Annotated in this window: 17 protein-coding genes and 1 pseudogene; 15 read left to right on the top strand and 3 right to left on the bottom strand. The window is 66.8% G+C overall.

Going from position 1 to position 21,104, the window contains the following annotated elements; all coding sequences use genetic code 11:
- Positions 1–39 precede the first annotated feature (39 nt).
- Both ABZ267_RS06230 and ABZ267_RS06225 read left to right on the top strand, forming a co-directional pair.
- Positions 40–564 (top strand): MobC family plasmid mobilization relaxosome protein, encoded by a 525-nt coding sequence (locus ABZ267_RS06230; RefSeq protein WP_356750054.1) that lies wholly within the window; start codon positions 40–42, stop codon positions 562–564.
- Positions 561–2,264 (top strand): mobilization protein, encoded by a 1,704-nt coding sequence (locus ABZ267_RS06225; RefSeq protein ID WP_356750052.1) that lies wholly within the window; start codon positions 561–563, stop codon positions 2,262–2,264. The genes ABZ267_RS06230 and ABZ267_RS06225 overlap by 4 nt, the downstream gene beginning before the upstream one ends.
- A 32-nt stretch (positions 2,265–2,296) precedes the next feature.
- On the opposite strand, the gene ABZ267_RS06220 is transcribed toward ABZ267_RS06225, so the two are convergent.
- Positions 2,297–3,139 carry a DUF1932 domain-containing protein gene (locus tag ABZ267_RS06220; RefSeq protein WP_356750050.1) on the bottom strand — a complete coding sequence of 281 codons (843 nt, stop codon included), beginning with the start codon at positions 3,137–3,139 and terminating at the stop codon, positions 2,297–2,299.
- A gap of 300 nt (positions 3,140–3,439) precedes the next feature.
- On the opposite strand from ABZ267_RS06220, the gene ABZ267_RS06215 reads away from it, so the two are divergent.
- The 6 genes from ABZ267_RS06215 to ABZ267_RS06190 all read left to right on the top strand — a co-directional run bounded on the left by ABZ267_RS06215 (position 3,440) and on the right by ABZ267_RS06190 (position 8,493).
- Complete coding sequence (locus ABZ267_RS06215) at positions 3,440–4,669, top strand: helix-turn-helix transcriptional regulator (protein ID WP_098894558.1); 1,230 nt, start codon at positions 3,440–3,442, stop codon at positions 4,667–4,669.
- Between the two features lie 283 nt (positions 4,670–4,952).
- Positions 4,953–5,171 carry a hypothetical protein gene (locus ABZ267_RS06210; RefSeq protein WP_356750049.1) on the top strand — a complete coding sequence of 73 codons (219 nt, stop codon included), beginning with the start codon at positions 4,953–4,955 and terminating at the stop codon, positions 5,169–5,171.
- Complete coding sequence (locus ABZ267_RS06205) at positions 5,168–5,377, top strand: hypothetical protein (protein ID WP_257134082.1); 210 nt, start codon at positions 5,168–5,170, stop codon at positions 5,375–5,377. The genes ABZ267_RS06210 and ABZ267_RS06205 overlap by 4 nt, the downstream gene beginning before the upstream one ends.
- 97 nt (positions 5,378–5,474) lie before the next feature.
- A complete protein-coding gene (locus tag ABZ267_RS06200) occupies positions 5,475–6,707 on the top strand; it encodes a hypothetical protein (protein ID WP_356750071.1) in 1,233 nt (410 codons plus the stop codon).
- Positions 6,708–6,814: 107 nt separating this feature from the next.
- A complete protein-coding gene (locus tag ABZ267_RS06195; RefSeq protein WP_356750047.1) occupies positions 6,815–8,137 on the top strand; it encodes a UDP-glucose/GDP-mannose dehydrogenase family protein in 1,323 nt (440 codons plus the stop codon).
- A 26-nt stretch (positions 8,138–8,163) separates the two neighbouring features.
- Complete coding sequence (locus tag ABZ267_RS06190; RefSeq protein WP_356750045.1) at positions 8,164–8,493, top strand: MazG-like family protein; 330 nt, start codon at positions 8,164–8,166, stop codon at positions 8,491–8,493.
- Between the two features lie 1,171 nt (positions 8,494–9,664).
- Here the strand turns inward: ABZ267_RS06190 and ABZ267_RS06185 are convergent.
- Positions 9,665–10,453: a TIGR04255 family protein gene (locus ABZ267_RS06185; protein WP_356750043.1), complete on the bottom strand. Its 789-nt coding sequence runs from the start codon at positions 10,451–10,453 to the stop codon at positions 9,665–9,667.
- 422 nt (positions 10,454–10,875) lie between these two features.
- Positions 10,876–11,638 (bottom strand): annotated as a pseudogene (locus tag ABZ267_RS06180) (site-specific integrase); the annotation flags it as partial.
- A 133-nt stretch (positions 11,639–11,771) separates the two neighbouring features.
- Between ABZ267_RS06180 and ABZ267_RS06175 the strand changes: the two are divergent.
- The 7 genes from ABZ267_RS06175 to ABZ267_RS06145 all read left to right on the top strand — a co-directional run bounded on the left by ABZ267_RS06175 (position 11,772) and on the right by ABZ267_RS06145 (position 21,067).
- A complete protein-coding gene (locus tag ABZ267_RS06175) occupies positions 11,772–12,689 on the top strand; it encodes a GIY-YIG nuclease family protein (protein ID WP_356750041.1) in 918 nt (305 codons plus the stop codon).
- Between the two features lie 754 nt (positions 12,690–13,443).
- Positions 13,444–13,692, top strand: coding sequence for a type II toxin-antitoxin system CcdA family antitoxin (locus ABZ267_RS06170; RefSeq protein WP_345115270.1), 249 nt, complete (start codon positions 13,444–13,446; stop codon positions 13,690–13,692).
- Positions 13,689–14,090 (top strand): PIN domain-containing protein, encoded by a 402-nt coding sequence (locus ABZ267_RS06165; protein WP_356364080.1) that lies wholly within the window; start codon positions 13,689–13,691, stop codon positions 14,088–14,090. Before ABZ267_RS06170 ends, ABZ267_RS06165 begins: the two co-directional genes overlap by 4 nt.
- 381 nt (positions 14,091–14,471) lie before the next feature.
- Positions 14,472–14,903 carry a hypothetical protein gene (locus ABZ267_RS06160; protein ID WP_356750038.1) on the top strand — a complete coding sequence of 144 codons (432 nt, stop codon included), beginning with the start codon at positions 14,472–14,474 and terminating at the stop codon, positions 14,901–14,903.
- Entirely contained in the window at positions 14,900–15,547 is a 648-nt protein-coding gene (locus ABZ267_RS06155) for a hypothetical protein (RefSeq protein ID WP_356750036.1), read from the top strand. Before ABZ267_RS06160 ends, ABZ267_RS06155 begins: the two co-directional genes overlap by 4 nt.
- A 3-nt stretch (positions 15,548–15,550) precedes the next feature.
- The gene (locus tag ABZ267_RS06150; protein ID WP_356750034.1) at positions 15,551–20,299 is read left to right on the top strand and encodes a putative T7SS-secreted protein; all 4,749 of its coding nucleotides are present in this window, start codon (positions 15,551–15,553) and stop codon (positions 20,297–20,299) included.
- Between the two features lie 12 nt (positions 20,300–20,311).
- Positions 20,312–21,067 (top strand): hypothetical protein, encoded by a 756-nt coding sequence (locus ABZ267_RS06145; RefSeq protein ID WP_356750032.1) that lies wholly within the window; start codon positions 20,312–20,314, stop codon positions 21,065–21,067.
- The last annotated feature ends 37 nt before the right edge of the window (positions 21,068–21,104 follow it).

The raw sequence follows: 21,104 nt of genomic DNA, 5'->3' as shown, positions 1-21,104 counted from the left end.
TCCAAGGGCCGGTCCAACGCAGGTTCCTCCGCCCCGGGGGTGGCGGAGGGTCTCGGGCCCCAGGGGGCGCCCGAACAGGATCAGCCCATCGACACCTCCAGCGCTGCCGGGCCGCAACCGCGTGCCTCCGAAGCCGCCGCGCTCCACCGCGTCGCCCGCCGCCGCGACCGCAACGAGACCCAGCGCACCGCGCGCGTCGATGTCCGCTACAGCACCGAAGAGAAGGCGGACATCGTCGCCAAGGCCCGCTCGCTGAACATCGCCGCCGCCCACTACGTCGGTGCCGTGGTCATGGCCCACCTCGACGGGGACCTCTCCTTGCCCGGTCAGCGCACCCCGCTCGACGACTACATCGATGAACTCACCACGCTTCGTGGCGAGGTCGCCAAGATCGGCCACAACATCAACCAGATCGCCAGGAAGCTCAACTCCGGCGACCTCCCTCACTCCGGCGACACCGCCACCCTGGCCCAGGCCGAACGCACCCTCGCCGCGGTCGGCACCGCCGTCCGCCACATTGCGGAGGCCGCCAACCAAGCCTTCGCCACAAAGAGCCACCGATGATCGCCAAGATCAGCAGCGGCAAGAGCACGGCCGGCCTCATCCGCTACCTCTACGGACCAGGCCGCGCCAACGAGCACACCGATCCCCACCTCGTCGCCTCCTGGGACGGCTATGCCCCCGACCCCGGCCGCGCCGACGACATCACGGCGGCCAGGAAGCAGCTCGTCGACGACCTCGACCTGCACGTCAAGCAAGCTGATCGACTGGGCCGCGCCCCGAAGCAGCACGTGTGGCACTGCTCCCTACGTGCGGCACCCGGCGACCGCCTCCTCGACGACGGCGAGTGGGCGGACATCGCCCGTCGCGTCGTCGCGGCCACCGGCATCGCGCCAGCGGACGACCCGGACGGCTGCCGCTGGATCGCCGTACGCCACGCCCCCGATCACATCCACATCGCCGCCACAAAGGTGCGAGGTGACCTCCGCTCAGCACGTCACTGGAACGACTACCTCACCGCTGACCGCGAACTCGCAGCCATCGAGAAGGAATACGGGTTGCAACGGGTCATCCGCGGTGACCGCACCGCCGCCAAACGGCCCCATCGCGCCGAACAGGAGAAGGCCCTGCGGAACGGCCAGGCCAAGGCTGCCCGCGAACGCCTGCGCACCGTGGTCCGCACAGCGGCGGCGGCCGCCACAGATACCGAGGAGTTCCTCGGTCTACTCACCCACTCCAAGGGGGTTCTCGTCGAGGTCCTGCACTTTCCCTCGGGAGAACCACGCGGCTACAAGGTCGCTCTGGAGAACGACCGGAACGCCAAAGCAGAACCGGTGTGGTTCTCCGGCTCCACGCTGGCGCCGGACCTCTCCCTCCCGAAGATCCAGAGCCGTCTCGCCACAGCAGAGGTTCCAGCGTCCGCCGCCGAGGAGCGGCTCAGGCCGCACCCGTGGCATCAAGCCACCGCAGCCACCGAGCGCATCCCCCACCACCTCGACCAGCCGGACGCCGAAGCCGCCCAGGCCCACCTGGCCGCCTTCGGCGAAGCGCTCGACGCCGTAGCTCTCACCGCACCGCCGGACATTCGTACCGAACTCCGCTCAGCAGCCTCAGCTTTCGAGCGGGCGACCCGTTCGCGCGTCCGCGCCGAGCACCACCACGCTCGTGCTCTACGCGGCGCGGTCAAGGCGATGCTTCGCGAGCCGGCGCCGAAAGACGGAGCCGCCTTGGCGATGTTCCTCGACGCTGCGCTCCTCGCCGTCATCGCCGCCGCACGCTGGCACGACCGACGAGAGCACGAGCAACAGGTGGCCGCAGCCCACAAGAGCCTGCTCCACCTCCAGGCTGCCTACGACCACACGGCAGCCACGCCCCTACTGGTCCTCGGCCAACGCCGACCGCCCCAGAATCTTGCGGACCAATACGTCCGGCTCATCCGCCAGGCCGCCCCAGCGCACGCCGACCAGATCCTCGCCGACTCTGCCTCGCAGGCGCTCACCACCGCATTGGCCGAAGCAGAGGCCGCGGGCCACGACCCCAAACGCCTGCTGCAGCAGGCAGCAGACGAACGAGCCCTCGACGACGCACGCTCCCCGGCACGCACCCTCACCTGGCGCGTACATCGGCTCTCGCAGAGGCCGGCTGCCAGTCGACGAGCTCTGGCGGCGCAGGCTCGCAGCACCGGACTACGCCACGTGCCCTCGCCCGAACCTGCGGCGACGGCCCCACCCACCATTTCCGCGTCTCGCCCTCGGCGGAGGTGATCGTCCAGCGGCTACCCCTCAGCGTGACCGAATCAACGGCTCTTCTCTGACCGGAGCTGAGAGAGGGTGTGCACGACCGGCAGGTCGAACTGGCCCTTGTCCTGCTCCCAGTAGGCGAGCACCCGAGCCGTGGCTTCGGCCATGTCCGTGGGCAGGCCAGCCGCGCGGAGAGTATCGGCGACCTCTTCCATCTCGGGCGCCCAGCGCCAGGCTCGGGCTGCAACACTCGGCAGATACTCCGGATCGGAGAGGATCGCGGTGATCATGACCTCGGCTTCGGCCGTGAGGTGGTCGCCGACTCCATGGGCGTCGGCGAGCGCGTGAGCGACGCCGGCGAGGGTGCGGGCGGCCTTCTGGTAGCTGGAGAAGGCCATCTTCAAAGCGGAAGCGGAACCGAGTGTGTCCCCGACGCGGCACACGTGCAGCGCAGAGTCCGTGAACAGCGACGCCACCAGATCGACGGCAGAGTCGGCCCCTGCGAGATAGAGCCGTGTGGCACGCCCCGCGCCTGGCGGCTGACCGAAAACGGCACCGTCGACAACTGCGGAGCCAGGGCGGATCTCCTCGGCGATGCGCCGTACGCGTTGCGGGCTGATGGCGTTGACATCGGCATACACCCCCGCGAAGCCGTGCGCGGCCACCGCCGCCGCGACGTCCTCCGCCGCCTGTGGTGGGCAGACCGAGAGGACGATCGCGCTTCGGGACAGCGCCTCCGCGAGCGAGTCGTACGCCGTCGCACCGGCCTCTCTCCCGCGGACCCAGGTGTTCTCACTGCGGCCCTTGGTCACCGACAGCGCCTCATGGCCGCCGGCCACGAGCTCGGCGGTGATCGCCGCGCCCATGGTTCCAGGGTGGAGGACGGTCACGGTGATCACTGGCTGCCTCCGGCGGTGCGCGACGTGGAATGTTCCTCATCCCCATGATCCGCTGTCGTTCGGCACCGGCGGCTTCGGGATCAATGCCTGATGGCCGTCTGGGCACTGATGGCGGATAGAAGTGCCTCCGGTCTCGGACTCGCCGTTCAGGACGGGACAGCGGTACATGGGCCGCGGCCCCGACGGTCCTTGCAGCTCGTCTCACGCTGAAGCCGCGTCATGGGTACCGTGCAGGAGACGAACTCTGTACGGACAGACCGGCGGTCGCGCCGGATCGTCCGGCGGCTGGGAGGTGTCCTGATGCTGGAAGAAGCCGAGGAGATCGGCAAGCGCGCTCGCAGAGCGAGGCTGCGACTGGGCATGCCGCAGGCCGACCTGGCAACAGCCCTGGGGAAGTCGCAGGGCTGGGTGTCAAAGATGGAGCGTGGCCTGATCGAGCTGGACCGGGTCGGCCTGCTCAACCAGGTGGCCGCAGAGCTGCACGTCCATCCGAACGACCTGATCGGACGCCCGTACAGCAGCTCCCCCGACGACAGCCAGTGGCAGATCGCCGCCTCGTCGATCCTGCGCGAGCTACGTCGCTACGACCTCGTTCCCGTCTTCGACGGGGTTCCCCGACCGGCGTCACAGCTATGGCGTGAGGTGACCCGGCTGCACCGCCTGCGGGACACCGCCTCCAACGTCGCGATCCTCCGAGTTCTCCCGGACCTGTTCCGGGAAGCGCGTGCTCTGGCGGAGGACTCGGACGGGCACGAGCGGGAAGAGGCGTATGCCATTTACGCCGTGTGCTGCAAGTTCGCGCACACCGCCGCGCACGCCCTCGGACACCCCGAGCTGGTGGCCATGGCGTGCGAACGGGCCGCGTGGTCAGCCAGGTTGTCGGGAGATCCGGTGCTGCCTGCCGTCGCCGACTGGATGCGCGTCTGGGACATGTGGGCGACGGCTGACTGGGCCGACGCTCTGACCCTCTCGGACAAGGCGATCGCCTCGGTGCAACAGCCGTACGAGCACGGTGATCCGCTGGCCGTACGGGCTTGGGGCACGCTGCAGCTTCGAGCGGCCATCTCCGCCGCTCGGGCCAACCGTCCAGCGGAAGCGGAGGACCGGATCGGACACGCGAAAGACGCGGCGGAACGCATGGACGCGTACGTCGGAGCACCGGTGTACGACCGGCATTCGCTGACGTTCTCCGCCGGGAACGTGCAGATCCACGCGATCAGCGTGGCCCTGGAAATGGGCAAGCAGGGCAAAGCTCTGGAGATAAACCGCCGCACCAGCCCGAGCTTGATCGGAGCACTGCCCAACTCCCGTCAGGGGCACCACCACATGGACGTGGCGCGGGCCTGGCTGTGGGACGGGAACCGGGCAAAGGCCCTCACCGAGCTGGAGACGGCTGAGCGGATCGCGCCGCAGCTCGTGCGGAACCATCCCATCGCCCGTTCAACGCTTCGCAGCATCGTCTACGCGGAACGAGCAGCCACGAGGGAGAAGCTGCGGCACATGTCCGACCGCTTTCACCTGGACGGATAGGGGTCGTATTCCTCCGGCTCATATTCGAGGCTCGTCCTGTCCCTAACTTCGGGGCATGACGCGACGACGTTCCTCTCATCTTCCTTCGCAGGGGACCGAGTTAGGTACGGCGGCACCTTTCCGCCCACTGCTCGGCGACCTCGCCACGGACAGCGCTCGCGATGGCCGTGTGGGTGTCGTAGTCGCTCTCCCTGGTGAGGGCTCTGCGACGACGTACCACCTGCGTCCGCCTGGGGGCGGGGCCCCCTGGTCCGCGCCCGCCGACGGAACGACGCTCCGTCCCGTGCCGGTGAGGGCCACCCACGCCACGCTCTCGGCCGGACGGGACGCGGTCTACGACGCGCGGGCCCGGCAGGGATCGGTTCCCATCGAGTTCCACTTGGATGACGGCTCGACCCTCGATGGCGCGCTCATCCTCACCTTTGTCGAGCTGGAGTGGCTGCACCAGCAGACCAGCCGCCTCGTCGACGCACACGAACGCGCCATCGGCGGCACCCCGTGACCGAGCCTCGGCGACGCCACGCCCGAAAGGCCGCGCCGCGCTCCGTACGCTCCGAAGGCGGAGGCATCGCGCTCACGCTTCTGGCCGTCGCCGGCCTGGTGGGACCGGCCTGGACACTGCGTGAGCAGGCCGCCCCGCTCCTCAACGGCCTCGGTCATCAGCCCGCCGCCGTCTCGGCGGACGCGAGCTCGCCCTCCGACCACTGACTCCGCTCCGCTGTCCGGGACGTTCACCCCACGTTCCCGGCAAACGGAGCCTGCCATGCACCCGGAACATCCAGGCGTGATTCTCCAGGGAGAGATCGTGGACATCCCGTACATCGTCATCGACCAGCTCACCCCCAACCAACAGCAGGTCTGGAAGACCTACTTCGGCGACGCCGACCGCCCCCGCTACATCGAGGAAGGCATCTGGCGTCGTACGCAGGAGAAGGCCACGGCCGAACAGAGCGGCTGGACGGCCGCCGACGACGCCCGGCGGCGGATCATCCACTACCGCTACCGGTACGGCCTGGTCCCCACCACCGCCGCGCCGGCCATCGGCCTGACCGACCTGTACCTCTACCACTCCGCTACCGCTCCAGCGGACGAGATCGACGCGCACCACGACGCCCTGTGGGACTCGCTCGCCACCGGCGGCTGGAAGGAGGCTCCTGGCGGATTCTTATGGACACGCCGGGATCTGAAGTGCCGGATCACCGAGCACGACGCCCACCCCCAGGACGCGGCGGCGGGCCGTACCCTCCCCGTCGGCTACCGGAGCCTGGACGTGCAGATCGCCTCGGTGTCCTACGCACCACCGCCCGCTGTCCGGCAGCTGCCGTGGAACGTCCTCTCCACCGGGATCAGGTGCAAGGACCGCCCCGGTACGCCGACCCGCGTCCCGGACCTGTCTGTCCTCTCGGACCTCCTGCCCTTCCAGGTGGAGATTGGCTGCGGTACGTCGGTAGAGGCGGGTATCCCTCCCCTGCACCGGCTCCATGAGATCTACCGGGTGACCGACCGCCAGGGTCACGAGCCGAGGGAGCACCGCTTCACTCTCTCCCCGACCGCGGACACGCTCCTCCACGAGGTGCTGACGGAGCCGGAGGAGAAGACTGCGGAATTCGTGGTGATGTTCCGCGCCTGCTTCCTGGCCGAACCGACTCCGGCCATGTGGGCGCTGAAGGAGCTGATGGACGCCGGGCACCTCGTCGGCCCGGTCATCACCAACAACTTCGACCTGCTCGCGGCGCGCGCCGGGCTCGACGAGTGCTTCATGCGCCGCTACGACCAGGCCGTACCCGACGTCGAGTGGGTGGACGGCGCCAAGGCCCTCCTCGTCGTCGGCCTGCACGCCGACCGACGCAAGGTCCAGGCACGCGCCCGCGCTCGCGGCATGCAGGTCGTCTACCTGGACCCGGAGGGCTTCTGGCGCGACGGCCAGTTCATGCCGTACCCGCTGGAAGGCCCCCAGGACGGCGACCTGGTGTGCCGGGCGACCGCCGCCGAGGCCCTGCCCGCCCTCGTCAACCTGCTCAGACAGCACGCTGGTTGACCCACCTGCACGAAGAGGGCCGCGCCGGGTGTTGGCGCTAGCGTGACGCACCCGGCCGGCCCGGACTCCCCTGGGCGGGCGAGGGACAAGGAAAGGAGCGTCGACCCATGCGCGTATCCGTCATCGGCTGTGGTCACCTGGGCATCCCCCACGCCGCTGCCATGGCCGAGATCGGCCACGAGGTCATCGGCGTGGACCTGGACCAGGCGAAGATCGACCGCCTCAACGCCGGCGAGTGCCCCATCTACGAGGACGGCCTGCCCGAACTCCTCAGCACCCACACCGCCACTGGACGCCTGCGGTTTACCACCAGCCTCGCCGAGGCAGCCGAGTTCGCCGACATTCACTTCCTGGCCGTGGGCACGCCGATCGACGCGGACGGCCGGAGCTACGACACCGGACAGGTCTTCGGCGCCGCCCGCGCCCTCGCCCCGCACCTGACCCGCCCCACGGTCGTCATCGGCAAGTCCACCGTCACCGTCGGCACCACCCGCGACTTCGGTGCTCTCCTCGCCCGGCTCTCCCCGGCAGGTGAGGACGTGGAGGTCGTCTGGAACCCCGAGTTCCTCCGCGAAGGCCACGCCATCGACGACACCCTGCGCCCCGACCGCATCGTCGTGGGCGTGCCCTCGCCGCGCGCCGAGGACGCGGTACGCGAGGTCTACGCACCCCTCCTGGCGAACGGCATCCCGCTGTTCGTGACCGACCCCGCCACCGCCGAACTCATCAAGGGCGCCGCCAACGCCTACCTCGGCATGAAGATCTCCTTCATCAACGGCGTCGCCGACATGTGCACCGCCGCCGGAGCCGACGTCCAGCAGCTCACCGAAGCCATCGGCCTGGACCCCCGCATCGGCCGCGGCGGCCTCAACGCCGGCCCCGGCTACGGCGGCGGCTGCCTCCCGAAGGACGTCCGCGCCTTCACCGCCTCCGCCCGCACCCTGGGCGCCGCCGAAGCAGCGACCATGCTGCGCGCGGCGGAGGAAGTCAACGAGTCCCGCCCCACCGCCGCACTGAAGCTCATCGAGCAGACGCTCGGCCGACCCGTCAACGGCGTACGCATCACCGTCTGGGGCGCTTCCTTCAAGGCCGGCACCGACGATGTCCGCGAATCCCCCGCCCTGGCCATCGCAGCGCTCATGCACCAACGCGGCGCGACCGTCACCGTCCACGACCCGCACGCCGTGCCCACAGCACTGCGCCGCCACCCCGAACTCGACTACTGCGAAGACCTCGAAGGCTCACTCGCGGCAGCGGAGTTGATCGTCCTGGCCACCGAATGGCCCCACTTCCGCGAGGCCGACCCCAAGGCCCTCGCCCCACTGGTCGCGGACCAGGTCCTCGTCGACCTCCGCAACCTCATCGACGCCGATGCCTGGCGCATGGCCGGATGGACCGTACGCCAGCTCGGACGACCCGCACAGGAATAGCCGAACCCATCGATCGGAGGTCCGACGTGGACATCCTGTGGGACAACATCGAGAAGCTCTCCGCCGTCTGCCGAGCAGCCGGCGCCCACCTCCCCGACGAGGAGCTCAAAGCCCTGCAGGTCGGCAAGGTCGCCGAGGAAGCCGGCGAGGCCATGCACGCCCTCCACGGCCTGAAGGGCCTCACCACCTGCGGCGACGACCACACCTGGTCCGAGGTCCAGAACGACTTGGTCGGCTCCGTCATCGCAGCGCTCCTGGCCATGCACTACATCGACCCCACGGGCGCCCGCGCTACCTTCGACGAGATCGCCCACCGGCGGACGCACAGGGGGCGCGAGGCCGCTGCTACAGCCTGACGGCCTCCGGACCTGGCCGTCGACCGCTCCGGTTGGACGCGGGCGGCGGCCACGTCCGGCACACAAGCTGCGCCGGGCACCTGCTCCCAGCGCGATAGAACTTTCCCTACTTCATCAAGGCGGCTCGCTCCGCTCGCCGCGCGCTCCCCGGCTACGCCGGTCGCGCGGTTGGAGCGAGCACCACGATGGGGAAGACCCGCTGTGGCTGAGGCGGTCGGCTCCATGGTTTAGCCACCTACCCGCTCCACTGATCTAGCTTGAGGAATCGCAACTATTCGACTGTCGAAATAGACAGATAATCAAGGTCGAGCTGCTCTGAATTTCTCATCTGCTCCAGAGTGAAGGAGCTAGTGCCACTAACTTGTGCCGAAATCGATTTAATTACACCTGCGGGCCGACATAGAGATACCCACGCTTGCGCCAACTCGACCCATTTCTGTGCAGCCAAATTTCCAGAGGAACTAGAAATATCCGTCGCCGCTTGCGACGGGCTCACAGATGAAACCGGCGCAAAGGTCGACCAGTCATCAACCTCAGGCAGCACATGAGGCTCAAGAATGAAATGAAGCACAATCTCTATCGAGGTCGCATTCCAACCCGGCAGAGCTTCGGCGCGGATCTGATGAATGTTGCGCAGGGCTGCGCCTTCGTCACTATCGCAAACGTAGCTGATAATTCACCATCAACTCGTACGGTGATCTTGCCTCAACCCCGGCGGCCAGCAAGTGACGCTTCGTCTCTTCGGGGTCGCCGCAGTCGTGCTGAGCTACAACCGCAGCGTGCCGTTCCAAGAGCCGTGCATGGTATTCCGTCATGCGTCCGCCAGCCGACCAGAGATGGACAGCGCGACGGCTTACGCCGAAGAGGCGTGAAACTTGCTCCCAGCTGAGCCCTGAGCGCGCGTGTAGTTGACGGACCTTTATTGCAGGGACAGCGTCTTCTGTAACTGCCTGTGCTCTAACCGCCTCGCCGTTTCCTGTCTGGAAACTAACGTAGGCGATCTCATCGTGCCGGGCGGGAGCCGCGTTGACCACGCTCGTCGTGCCAGCAAATCCCCAGAAGCTGAGGGCAGCGACGGAAATAACTCGAATGTTAGCTGCTGCAACACCAGCCACGCGTGCGCTTGTTCCTTCGCTCCTACTTGCAGTTGAAAGAGCTGTCATTGCAACTCCTACGCGTAGTGCTCCAGGAAATCATCAGTCACGAGATTACTAAAGGCCCTGTAAGCCCCGTCAGCCAGTTCTCTAACCCGTGCACTCACATCAGCAGGTGAAAAATCTTCCGAATTGTCAGTAAATGAATCCAAATCAAGGACCCAGCTGTCAGACGGTAGTGCAGGGACACTCGGCTCGACAGTTCCCCTCGCGGGAATCCAGCCTGAGCGAATCAGCATTCTGTCCACCCCAAGTTCGAAAAGTGACTCACTGAGGGATTGAACTAGGTTAGCTGATTCGCTTCTTTGCGAAACCGCCCATCCGCCAAGCATTTCGGGCCTGAAGAATTCGTTAACCCTCAAGAGGGATTCACCCGAGATCTGATTGATGTAGCGAATTCCGATTCGATCACAAAGGACAGGCTCTGCCACATCGACTAGCGCATTAAGAACAGAGTGGAGCCTTGCGCAAAAGTCATCCCGAGAGACGTACTTGGAAGTCTCCAGAGACACAAACCCATCGGAGAATGAAACCTGCCACTCTCGCCTCTTATCCTGTAGCTGCCAGATCATATCGCGACCAGGTTGCTGCATTACACCTTGAGGCGTAATAACCAAGTTGATGCCGGACTGCTGTCGAGCAACTGGGTACGTGGCCTTCAGTAGCCGACTAAAGCGGTGCTGCCCATCTGATAGCGCCAACTCAGACACTGAAGGGAACCGCACCTGCGCCAGCACACGTGTCAAGGGTGCCCGGGTCAGCGGCACCTCGATCGCGGGCAAGTCACCGAACAGTCCGTCTCCCATACTTCACACTCTACTTCACAGTGCTAGCGGCCGCACCCGGTGCAGCGACACTGGGCCCAAGTGTCGCTTTTGTGAGTCCTTCAGCCTTTGGGGTCTGTGCGCAAGCAGGCATACCCGGTCCCCGAGGGGCGAAGACACTCTCCGGTGCACAACACGCACAGCCAGCCCTGCCATCCACTGGCGCACCCAAGTGGCACCAGGACCAAGGGACGACAGGGGTCACTCCCGGTTCCCATCGAAGGGAAGGCGGGAGCTGCAGGTAACGTTCCACCTGATAGGAGTGCTTGCGCTCCTTCACTACATGTGGTTCCCAAGCTCAGAACCCGAGTTCGATCCTCGTCACCCCCTCCATGACTCAGGGCCCCGGTCATCGACCCGGGCCTTGATTGTTGTCTGGACTTGTCCAGGTGTCGCGTGCCAGATGCCTGCGATTCCGCCGCCGTGCGCCGTGCCCGTACAAGCTGGTCGAGGCCGGCGGCCACCTCCCGATGCCGGTCTGTGTCGGAGTTCTGGTAGATCAGTGCGGCCCGCTCGGTCGACTGCCCCGCTCGGACCGTCGTGTCCATGGGGGTGGCCCCGGAACGAGTTGTAAGCGCGTGCCCGGTGTGCAGGAGGTCGTAGAGGCGGAAGTTCTCCGGCAGGCCGACCTTGGCCCGCGCCTTGCTCCACTTTCGCCCGAAGGTGGAGTGGCGGAACGGCTTCCCCTTCTCCCCCACGAACAGCAGTCCGTCCGGTCCCTTCTCCGCGTACCAGTCGAGATGCCGCCGGAGGTCGTTTCGCGGAGAGGCCGGCAGAACGACGAGCCTCTTCCCGCTTTCGACTTGGTCGGGCTTTCCGCACGCTTGCCGGTGGTCAGCTCCGGAGCGGCCTTCCTGACGCGCACGGTGAGGTCGTCCAGGTCGACATCCTTGCGTCGAAGCTCTACCTGTTCCTCCGGGCGGAGAGGCCCGTACGCACCGAGGAAGACCATCAGCCGCCAGCGGGGCCCGAGCACGTCGACCTGGTCGACGGTGGCGACGGGGCGTTCCGCCGCGGTTTACTCTCCGGCGCCCCGGATACGGCAGGGGTTGCGCCGGATCAACTCGTCCTCGACGGCCGTCTCCAGGATGGCCTTGAGGAGCCGATATCTCTTGGCGGCGGTGGTCTCGGCCCCCATGCGGTCAGCCGTACAGATCGCCAGGACCGCGCGACCCACGCTTGTACAGCGTCAGACTGTGGGCTCTACCAGACCGATCCTGTGCCCCAATCTGTGTCATAGGTGCCGGGTAGCCTGCCCGAGTAGGCGCCGACAGCGGACCACACATCAGCAGGAGGCATCTTGAGCGAGAGCAGCCGCGGCGTAATCTATGTTCTTGCGAATTCCCTTATTCCTGGAGTTCTGAAAATTGGCCGCACCGCAAGGGAGTCGAGTGAACGTGCTAAAGAAATCTCAAACGCAACCGGCGTGCCAGCAGAGTATGAAGTTATATACGACCAGGTTGTTAGCGATGCTAAAGCCGCAGAGAAGGAGCTTCACTCGCTACTACGATCCAGTCGCGTAAACCCGCGCCGGGAGTTCTTCAAAATTTCAATCCGTGAAGCCATTCGCCACGTTCAGCAAATTTGCGATCAGTATAAGGTTAACGAAGCGCGGGAAGCGGTCGAGATAGACGCTCTCCCAGCGCTCGAAGATCGTATGCGCCGATGGCTTCGGCGAGATCTCGTAGCGGTCAGGTTTGTGCAATACCCAGATCTCTGTCTCGTGAAATGGACAGTCCAGCCAGACCATCGAAAGATCGCAGCATTCGAAAACATTTTTGACCTGGCCGTTTTTGGGGAGATTCGCGACCGATGCGAACAGGATCGCCGGCGCCATCATGATGAGCCTCAGTGCGAAGCAGGCGTTTTTTGCCCGACCCACTACTCCCCCAAAGAGAATTTTGAAAAGCTCCTCGAGCTAGACCCGTACTCGATGATCATGACAGGTCTCGAAATCCTCACCACCGAGGCTGCAGACTACGTCGCAGAACTATGGGAGAAGCGTCGAATTGAAGCGCCCCTGCGTCCCGGGTGGAGCATCGTGGGGGTCAATTACTCCATGATGGGACCAGAAGAAGAGTGGCGCGAACTTCTCGCAAGGCGCGGAATTCCAGATAGATCCATGGATAATGACATCGAAGTAGCCTCCGGATGGAAATTACCTCATCTCGACAGATGGGAAATGGGAAACCTTGAAACGGGGCCAACAGGCGAATAGTTCAGAATGCCTGGCTTATTACCTCAACGACTCGCACCGCTGTCACGTTTCCTAGCTCCCAATTGGCGAAGCTCCGCAAGCTCTCAGACAACGTCTCCCGCTATACAGCGTAAGCGGCAGCCCGCCAGATCCGACAACGGCTGCTGGGCTCTTTAGCGCGAGACGGGACCGGTCACCGGGCAGACGGCCACGGCGCGGCAAATCTCGGCAGAACTGCTGAAGGCGCCGGATTGTACGGTCACCGAGGCTGCGCTCGGCCAGCCGAGACCGGCCGCCTACTGGCCTAGCAACGACATGCCCAAGCTCCGAGGAACCCGCATCATCCCCCTCCACCCCGTCGGCTCACCCAGAACACACGACTTGGTGGGGTCCGTTGCACTGCCGACCTTCGTGCCCCTTCCGTGCCCAGCAGAGCGGACAACAGCGGTCAGATACGGTTCCCAGAGACCGGGAGCCATCCACCTGACCAATCCGAAATCGCAGGTCAGAGCCCCTCCAGCAGCGTAAGAACCGCTGATTCCCAAGCTCAGAGCGCGAGTTCGATTCTCGTCACCCGCTCCACGACTGAGGCCCTGGTCAATGACTGGGGCCTTCTTGCTTGCCGTCCAACAGCACCGGCCCGGAGCGTCACTCGCCAGGGACAGCCGGTGAGTGATCGCCCCCATGTTTTCACCCGGAGCATACGATCGCAGGCGTCAAGGCTGAGTACCAGAGAGCCGAGGCAGCGCATGCATACTCCAGTATGCTTAGACTCATGTCCTCAACGACTCGCATCACCGTTACGCTCCCCAGCGACCAGGTGGCGGAGCTTCGCAAGCTCACGGACAACGTCTCCGGGTACGTGGCGGAAGCCGTAGCCCGCCAGATTCGGCATCAGCTCCTGGGCGACGACCTCCGCCGTCACGAGGAAGAGCACGGAGCCTTCAGCGACGAGGAGCTCGCCGAGGCTCGCGCGAAGATCTTCGGCTCCGCCGGCTCCTCCACGGGCGCGGACGCCGCGTGAGTGAGCGTATCGAAACCGTCGTCCTGGACTCGGAAGGGCTCTCCGCCTGGATCGCGCAGGACCGCAAGCTGCTCGCGATGCTTCAGATCTTCCACGACATGGGAGCCGACCTGGTCATCGGGGCCAACACCATCGTGGAAGTCAGCCACTCCCGCACCAACATGCCCCGCCTGAACTGGGCCCTGTCCCGCGTCAAGGTAGAGCCCGTCACCGAGCAGGCGGCGAAAGCAGCAGCGGAACTCCTCAAAGCTGCCGGACTGCACGGACACAAGTACGCCATCGACGCCACAGTCGCCGAGGTCGCCCTCCGCCAGCCGAAACCCGTCGCCCTCCTGACTTCCGACAGCGACGACATGACCAAGCTCTGCGGCAGCCAAGTCCGCATCATCCCCCTCTGACCAGTCCGCCCGCCCGGAGCACGCGTCGCACCAGGAGCTCTCGTGCCCCATCCGTGCCCGGCAGAGCGGACAACAGCGGTCAGATATGACTCCCAGAGACCGGGAGCCATTGACCTGTCCCATCCGAAATCGCAGGTCAGAGCCCCTGCAGTAGCTTAAGGACCGCTGATTCCCAAGCTCAGAGCGCGAGTTCGATTCTCGTCACCCGCTCTTCAGTAAAGGCTCCGGTAACCGACCGGGGCCTTCTTTGTGTTCGCCGTCGGCCCGTGGTGTGGAGGCTCTGGGGACGGCTGGAACCGCGTGGTTGCGGGTGGGCATGGTGTTCTAGCGTGTGCGGGAGTAAAGGGCGGCGGCTCGCCTACGTACGGGGGAGGACCTGCGATGGGTGACGAGGCGGCGCTGGCGGATCGGATAGCCGAGCAGCGGGCCGGGGTCGGTGATCCGAGGGCTCTCGTGGGTGAGCTACGGCGGTCGTTGCTGTTGGTGCCGTTCGACCGGGGTGGGCTCTGGACCGCCGAGTTCGGTGGGCTCCGGTGGGTGTGCGGGTTCACCGACGAGGCTGCGCTGGCCCGGTTCGCCGAGGAGCGAGCTGCCGTAGAGGGGACCGGAGCCGCCTCGCGGGGCTGGGAGTACGCCACGTTCCGGGGGGCGCGGTTGCTGGACGAAGTCATTCCGGCCATCAGGGTGCCGGCCGGCGTCGCGGTGAACGTGGCCGATCCGGACGGGTCGATGTTGTTTCCGCCGGTGGTGGGGATCGTGTCCGATGCCGTCGCCGTCGATGCGGACGTACCGAGCGGGGGGCGGGAGCGGTGAGCGGCACAGGGGCGGAAGACCTCAACATCAGTCCGGTCAGCGTTCAGCAGATCACCACCGGGCTGCGCGAGGCCGTGGCGGAGTTGAAGGAGATCGGCACCGGTACGGGGGCGGTGCTCGGCAAGGGACTCTCCGAGTTGTCCATGACCGGCATGGAGGCCGGCCACCACGGGTTGTCGGTGGACTTCGAGGACTTCTGCGAGCGGTGGGAGTGGGGCGTCCGGGCGCTGGTCCAGGACGCCAACGCGATCGCGGCGAAGCTGGGGCTGGCGGCGGGGATCGTATGGGAGGAGGACCGGTACGTCGAGGGCACGATGAAGATCGCCGTGAACGCCGGCGTTGGGAATCCGCATGCGTCCGAGGACGAGATCGTGCAGCAGGACTGGGGCGATGTGTTCACCCCGGACTATCTGAGTCCGGACTACAGCCAGGAGTCGTTCGAGCGCACGGCCGACGAGGCTGGACAGACCTGGAAGGACACCGGGCGGGCGCTCGTCACTGAGGGGAACGGCGGACGTCAGGCGGACCAGCTGAACGAGATGTTTGGCGTGGACCGGGACGCGTTCGATCGATCCGTGGACGACATGTTCGGCCCCTCCCCCGAGGAACGGGCCCGACAGCAGGAGCAGGGCGGGGGGAACTGAGTCATGGGGTTCGGGGATTTCGTCCGGGATATCACGCCCGATGTCGTCGAAGACGCCGTCGAGGACGGTGTCGAGTGGGCCGGTGACCGGGTCGAGGACGCCGGGAACTGGACCGGCGACCGGCTGGAGGACGCCGGCTGGGAGTCCGGGGCGGACTGGGTCCGCGAGAAGTCCCGGTCCGTGGCGAACCGGATGGGCGCCGAGGTCGACGAGATGGACCTGGGGCAGACCGAGGACAAGACCAAGCTGATCTACGGCAGCCCGTCCGAGATTCGGTCCACCGCCACCCACCTGCGCAAGCTCCAAGGCGCGTTCGACAAGGTCGGCGGGGGGCTCAAGGAAGTCGACTCCTCCGCGCTCAAGGGGCAGGCGGCGGACGCCTTCCGGTCATCGGTGTCGGTCGAGCCGCCGAAGTGGTTCAACGCCGCCGATGCCTTCGAGAAGGCTGCGGGCGCTCTGGACGCCTTCGCCGGGACCGTCGAGTGGGCCCAGGGGCAGGCGCAGACCGCGATCGACAAGTGGAAGGCCGGGACGAAGGCGTCGGAGGAGGCCAGGGACGCGTACAACGAGAAGACGACCACGTACAACAAGGCCGTCGACGTCTACAACGCGAAGCCCGCCGACGAGCGTGATCCCTCCACCCTGCCGCCCAAGCCTGGGACCTTCAGCGATCCGGGCACGGCGCGGATGAAGGAGGCGCAGGAGCTGCTGGCGGAGGCGCGCAAGCAGCGGAACACCGCCGCCGAGACCGCCCGCAAGGCGGTGACCGCGGCACGGGACGCCGCCCCCCAGAAGCCGCGCTACGCCGAGCAGGCCATGGACGGGCTCGCCGAGTACCAGGTCATCAAGACCCACCTCGCGGGCGGCGTCGTCAAGGGCGCGGCGGGGATCCTGAACTTCGCGCGCAGCGTCAACCCGACGGACCCGTACAACATCACGCACCCCGCGGAGTACGGGCTCGCGCTCAACAACACCGCCGCCGGGCTCGTCCGGGTCGCCAACGACCCCTGGGGAACCGGCAAGCAGATGATCGACGGCTTCATGAAGGACCCCGCCGAAGGGTTCGGCCGGCTCCTGCCCGATGTCGTCCTCACCGTCGCGACCGGCGGGGCGGGGGCGGGCGTCAAGGGGGCCCGGGTGATCAAGGAGGTTGCCGACATCGCCTCCGACGCCCGCAGGCTCGAACGCGCCGCCCCCGAGGGCACCCACAACCGCCCGGACGGTGAACGTACGACTGGGGGCACCGACCCGGTCGACCTCGCCTCCGGCCGCATGTTCCTTCCACAGACGGACGTGGTATTGCCCGGCGTACTGCCCCTGGCCTTCACCCGCCGGGCGGAGTCGGGTTACACCGCCGGCCGGTTCTTCGGACCCTCCTGGTCCTCCACCGTCGACGAACGCCTGGAGATCGACGCGGTCGGCGTCATCCATGTCACCGATGACGGGCTCCTGATCACCTACCCGCACCCGGTGCCGGGGCTGCCCACGCTTCCGGAATCAGGCACCTCACGGAGCGCCCTGAGCCGCGACGACGCCGGCGACTACACGCTCACCGACCCCGAGACCCGGCTGACCAAGCACTTCACCGGCCCTCCCTGGGCGGAACCTGGCGAAGACGGCACCGCCTGGCTCGTCCAGATCACCGACCGCAACAGCAACACCATTACCCTGGACCGCGCTGCCGACGGCACGCCCCTGGCGCTCGTCCACTCGGCCGACCACCGCCTCGTCCTGACCGTGGCCGAAGCTCGAGTCACCGGACTGAGTCTGATGGACGGCACGGGAGCGGTCCATCCCCTCAGGTCCTACGGCTACGCGTCCGGCAACCTCTCCACCATCACCCAACCGTCCGGGTCAGCCCTCACCTTCGAATACGACGACGCCCGCCGGATAACGGCCTGGACCGACTCCAATCGGAGCCGGTACGTGTATGTGTACGACGAGCACGACCGGGTGATCGCGGCAGGAGGCGAGGCCGGTCACGTCGAACTCGCACTCTCCTACGGTCACCCCGTCCCGGCCACAGGCCACCGCGTGACCACCCTGACCACTGCCGACGGCCACGCCACCCGACACCTGATCGACGCCCGGTGCCGGGTCCTTGCCACCACCGACCCGCTCGGCCACACCACTCGATCAACGTACGACAGCCACGGCAGACACCTCACCCGTACTGATCCGCTCGGCCGCGTCACCGACTTCACGTACGACGAACAAGGCCACCTGCTCACCGTCACCCGCCCCGACGGCAGTCGGCTCACGACGAAGCGCGACCCGTCGGGAAGCCACATGGAAACGCGAGGTCCGGACGGCGGGCGCCGTCTACAGGAGTTCGACGAGAAGGGCAACCTGACAGCGCTCACCGACGCGGCCGGGCACACCACCCGCTGGAACCTCGACGCACAGGGGCGGCCGGCTTCGGTCACCGACGCGCTCGGGGCCACCACCACGATCCACTGTGACGCAGCGGGCATGCCGACGGAGGTGAAGGATCCCGCGGGTGGCACCACCCATGTGAAGCGCGACGTGCTGGGGCGCCCCGTGCGCATCACTGATCCCGCCGGCGGCACCACCCGTCTCGAGTGGGACGTGGACGGTCGACTGGCCCGCAGGGTGGCCCCCGGCGGCGCGACCGAATCGTGGACCTACGACGGCGAGGGCAACTGCCTCACCTACACCGATCCGGTCGGCGGCGTCTCATCCTTCGATTACACCCACTTCGACCTGCCGGCGGCCCGCACCCATCCGGACGGAGCCCGCTACTCATTCCGGTATGATGCCCACCTGCAGCTCACCCAGGTCGTCAATCCGCGAGGAATGACCTGGAATTACTCATACGACGCGGCCGGCCGCATGATCTCGGAGACAGACTTCGACGGCCGCACCGTGTCCTACCACTACGACGCCGACGGGCAGCTCAGCTCCCGCACCGACGCCCTCGGCCAAACCATCTCGTTCAAGCGCGACCAGCTCGGTCGGGTCATCGAGAAGGACGCCGACGGGCAGGTGACCGTCTATACCTACGACCAGGCCGGACGCCTTCTGCAGGCGTCGAGCCCGGACAGCGAACTCCTCTACCGGTACGACCGCCGAGGCCAGGTCAAGACCGAGCTGGTGGACGGATACGCCATGGCCTACGCGTACGACGCCGTGGGCCGCCGCACCCGCCGCACTACACCCACCGGGCAGGTGACCGCGTACGCCTACGACAGCAGTGGGCGACCCGCACACCTGACGGCAGGGGGCTGCCGGGTCGGCTTCACCCACGATGTCGCCGGACGGGAAACAGCCCGCGTATTCGGCGGCTTCCTCACCGTCGCCTCGGCGTGGGACGAGGCCGGGCGGCTCTCTGCCGAGGAACTGACAGCCGATGGCCGCGCACTCAACGGCCGTAGTTACTCCTATCGCTCGGACGGCCACCTCACCGAACTGTCCGACCGGCTGTCGGGCTCACGTACCTTCGGCCTCGACGCGGTCGGCCGGGTCACCGCGGTGCACGCGCGAGGCTGGAAAGAGCGTTACGCCTACGACGCCGACGGCAACCAGACCGAGGCCGTCTGGCCTGACACACATCCGGGCAGCGATGGCGCCGGACCTCGGTCCTACACCGGCACGAAGCTCATCCGGGCCGGAGGCACCCGTTTCGAGTACGACGCCCTCGGGCGCGTCACCCTCCGCCGGAGGGCCCGGCTCTCCCGCAAGCCCGAAATCTGGCGCTACACATGGGACGCCGAAAGCCGTCTCACATCGGTGATCACCCCGGACGGCACCCGCTGGCGCTACCGATACGACCCGCTGGGACGTCGCACCGCCAAGCAGCGCCTGTCCACCGACGGCGGGACCGTCGTCGAAGAGGTCAGGTTCGCCTGGGACGGCCTCACCCTCTGCGAACAGACCATGCGAGAGTCCGCTCTCCCGAACACCGTTGTCCTCACATGGGATCACCGCGCCGGAGTCCCTCTCGCCCAGACCGAACGCATCCTGACCGCCGACACCCGTCAGGACGAGATCGACCGGCGGTTCTTCGCTATCGCCACCGACCTCGTCGGTGCCCCCACCGAACTCGTCGACGAGTCGGGCGACATAGCCTGGCGCACCCGCACCACCATCTGGGGCACCACTGCCTGGGCACGGACGAGTACCGCCTACACCCCTCTGCGTTTTCCCGGCCAGTACTACGACCCGGAAACCGGCCTCCACTACAACCTCTTCCGCCACTACGATCCGGAAGCAGGCCGCTACGTCTCTCCCGACCCCCTCGGTCTGGCGCCCGGACCGAACCCCGTCGCCTACGTCGACAACCCCTTCACATGGTGCGACCCGCTGGGCCTCATGCCCAAGTGCCCCAAGGAGAGGGCCCAAAAGGTTTCCGACCAGGTGATCGAACGGGCCCAGGAAGGGAAGATGAGGAAGTCCGGCAACTACCACGCCGACACACGACACCAGTTCAGCGACGACCGGGTTCTGGAGATCCTCAAGAACCCCGACGCGGTCTACCACTCCCAGGGGCAGCGGGGAAACCTCACCTTCCGGCAAGGAGAAGACGTCGTGATCACCAAGGGGCCGGGCGCCGGCGCGGGGGATGTCATCACCGCGTACGGTCCTTCGGGGATCCGAGGGGAAAGCGGCGCCAAGGCATTCGGCGGGTCGCCCGACGACCCCGGCCTGCCGGTGACCCATGACGATATTGTGAACGGCAACATTCCGGACAGCCGAGGCGGCACGCTGGCGCCCGCCGAGCAGATCCGGTGAGGTGGGACACCTGTGGAAATCGCCCTGAACACCCTTCGCGCCGTGGTGACGGACACTCCGCTCACGCCCACCCCGCGCCTCGCCCTCGACATCCCCCATTTGGTCGTCGGTGAGTTCACCGACCGGGCGGAATTCGAACGGCTGCTGCCCGGCACCTTCGGAAGCCAGGAGTGGCTGGGGTCGGAGAACGACGACCTTCTGTTTGACAACGGCAGCCGCGAGCTGGTCGGCGTGGGCCTCCACCTGCCCGCCGTATCCGGCCCGGCAGAGGCCGGGGTCCGCCTTTCCACCGAGCCCCGGGCCGTCCGGGGCGGGCTCCGTGCGGAGGAGGCACACGACTTCGCCCTCGCGCAGACAACGGTGCTGTGCTGCGACCCCGAAGCGACGGAACTGGCCTGCCTGCGGGATCTCGCGGTCCTCGACACTCCGCTGGATGCCCGGATCGGTATCGCCCCCGACCTGACGCTCCTGGTCCAGGCCGGGGCAGTCGTCGGCTGGAGTCTGGCCGACCCTGTCCGATACCTGACGACCGGGTACGCCGTCGCCGACCCGGCGCCGCCGGCGCCATCCACCAGGCGGCGACTGGCCGAGTGCCTCGCACTGATCACCCGGCCGTTGGTTGACGACGTGATGGACAAGGAACCGGACGCCTGGCGCCGACTTCGGACGACCGAGCGGGCCCTGCGCGAACAGCGGGAGGACCTGAACAGGGCAGCAGCGCTCCACCGGCTTGTGGCCCGCCTGATCGAGGACTACGAGAACTGGTGAGTAGGACAGGTCTTGGGTTTACTTCTCTCACTGTTCG

Source organism: Streptomyces sp. NPDC006174 (assembly GCF_040614075.1).
Taxonomy (GTDB): Bacteria; Actinomycetota; Actinomycetes; order Streptomycetales; family Streptomycetaceae; genus Streptomyces.
This window is presented reverse-complemented; position numbering and strand designations above follow the sequence as displayed.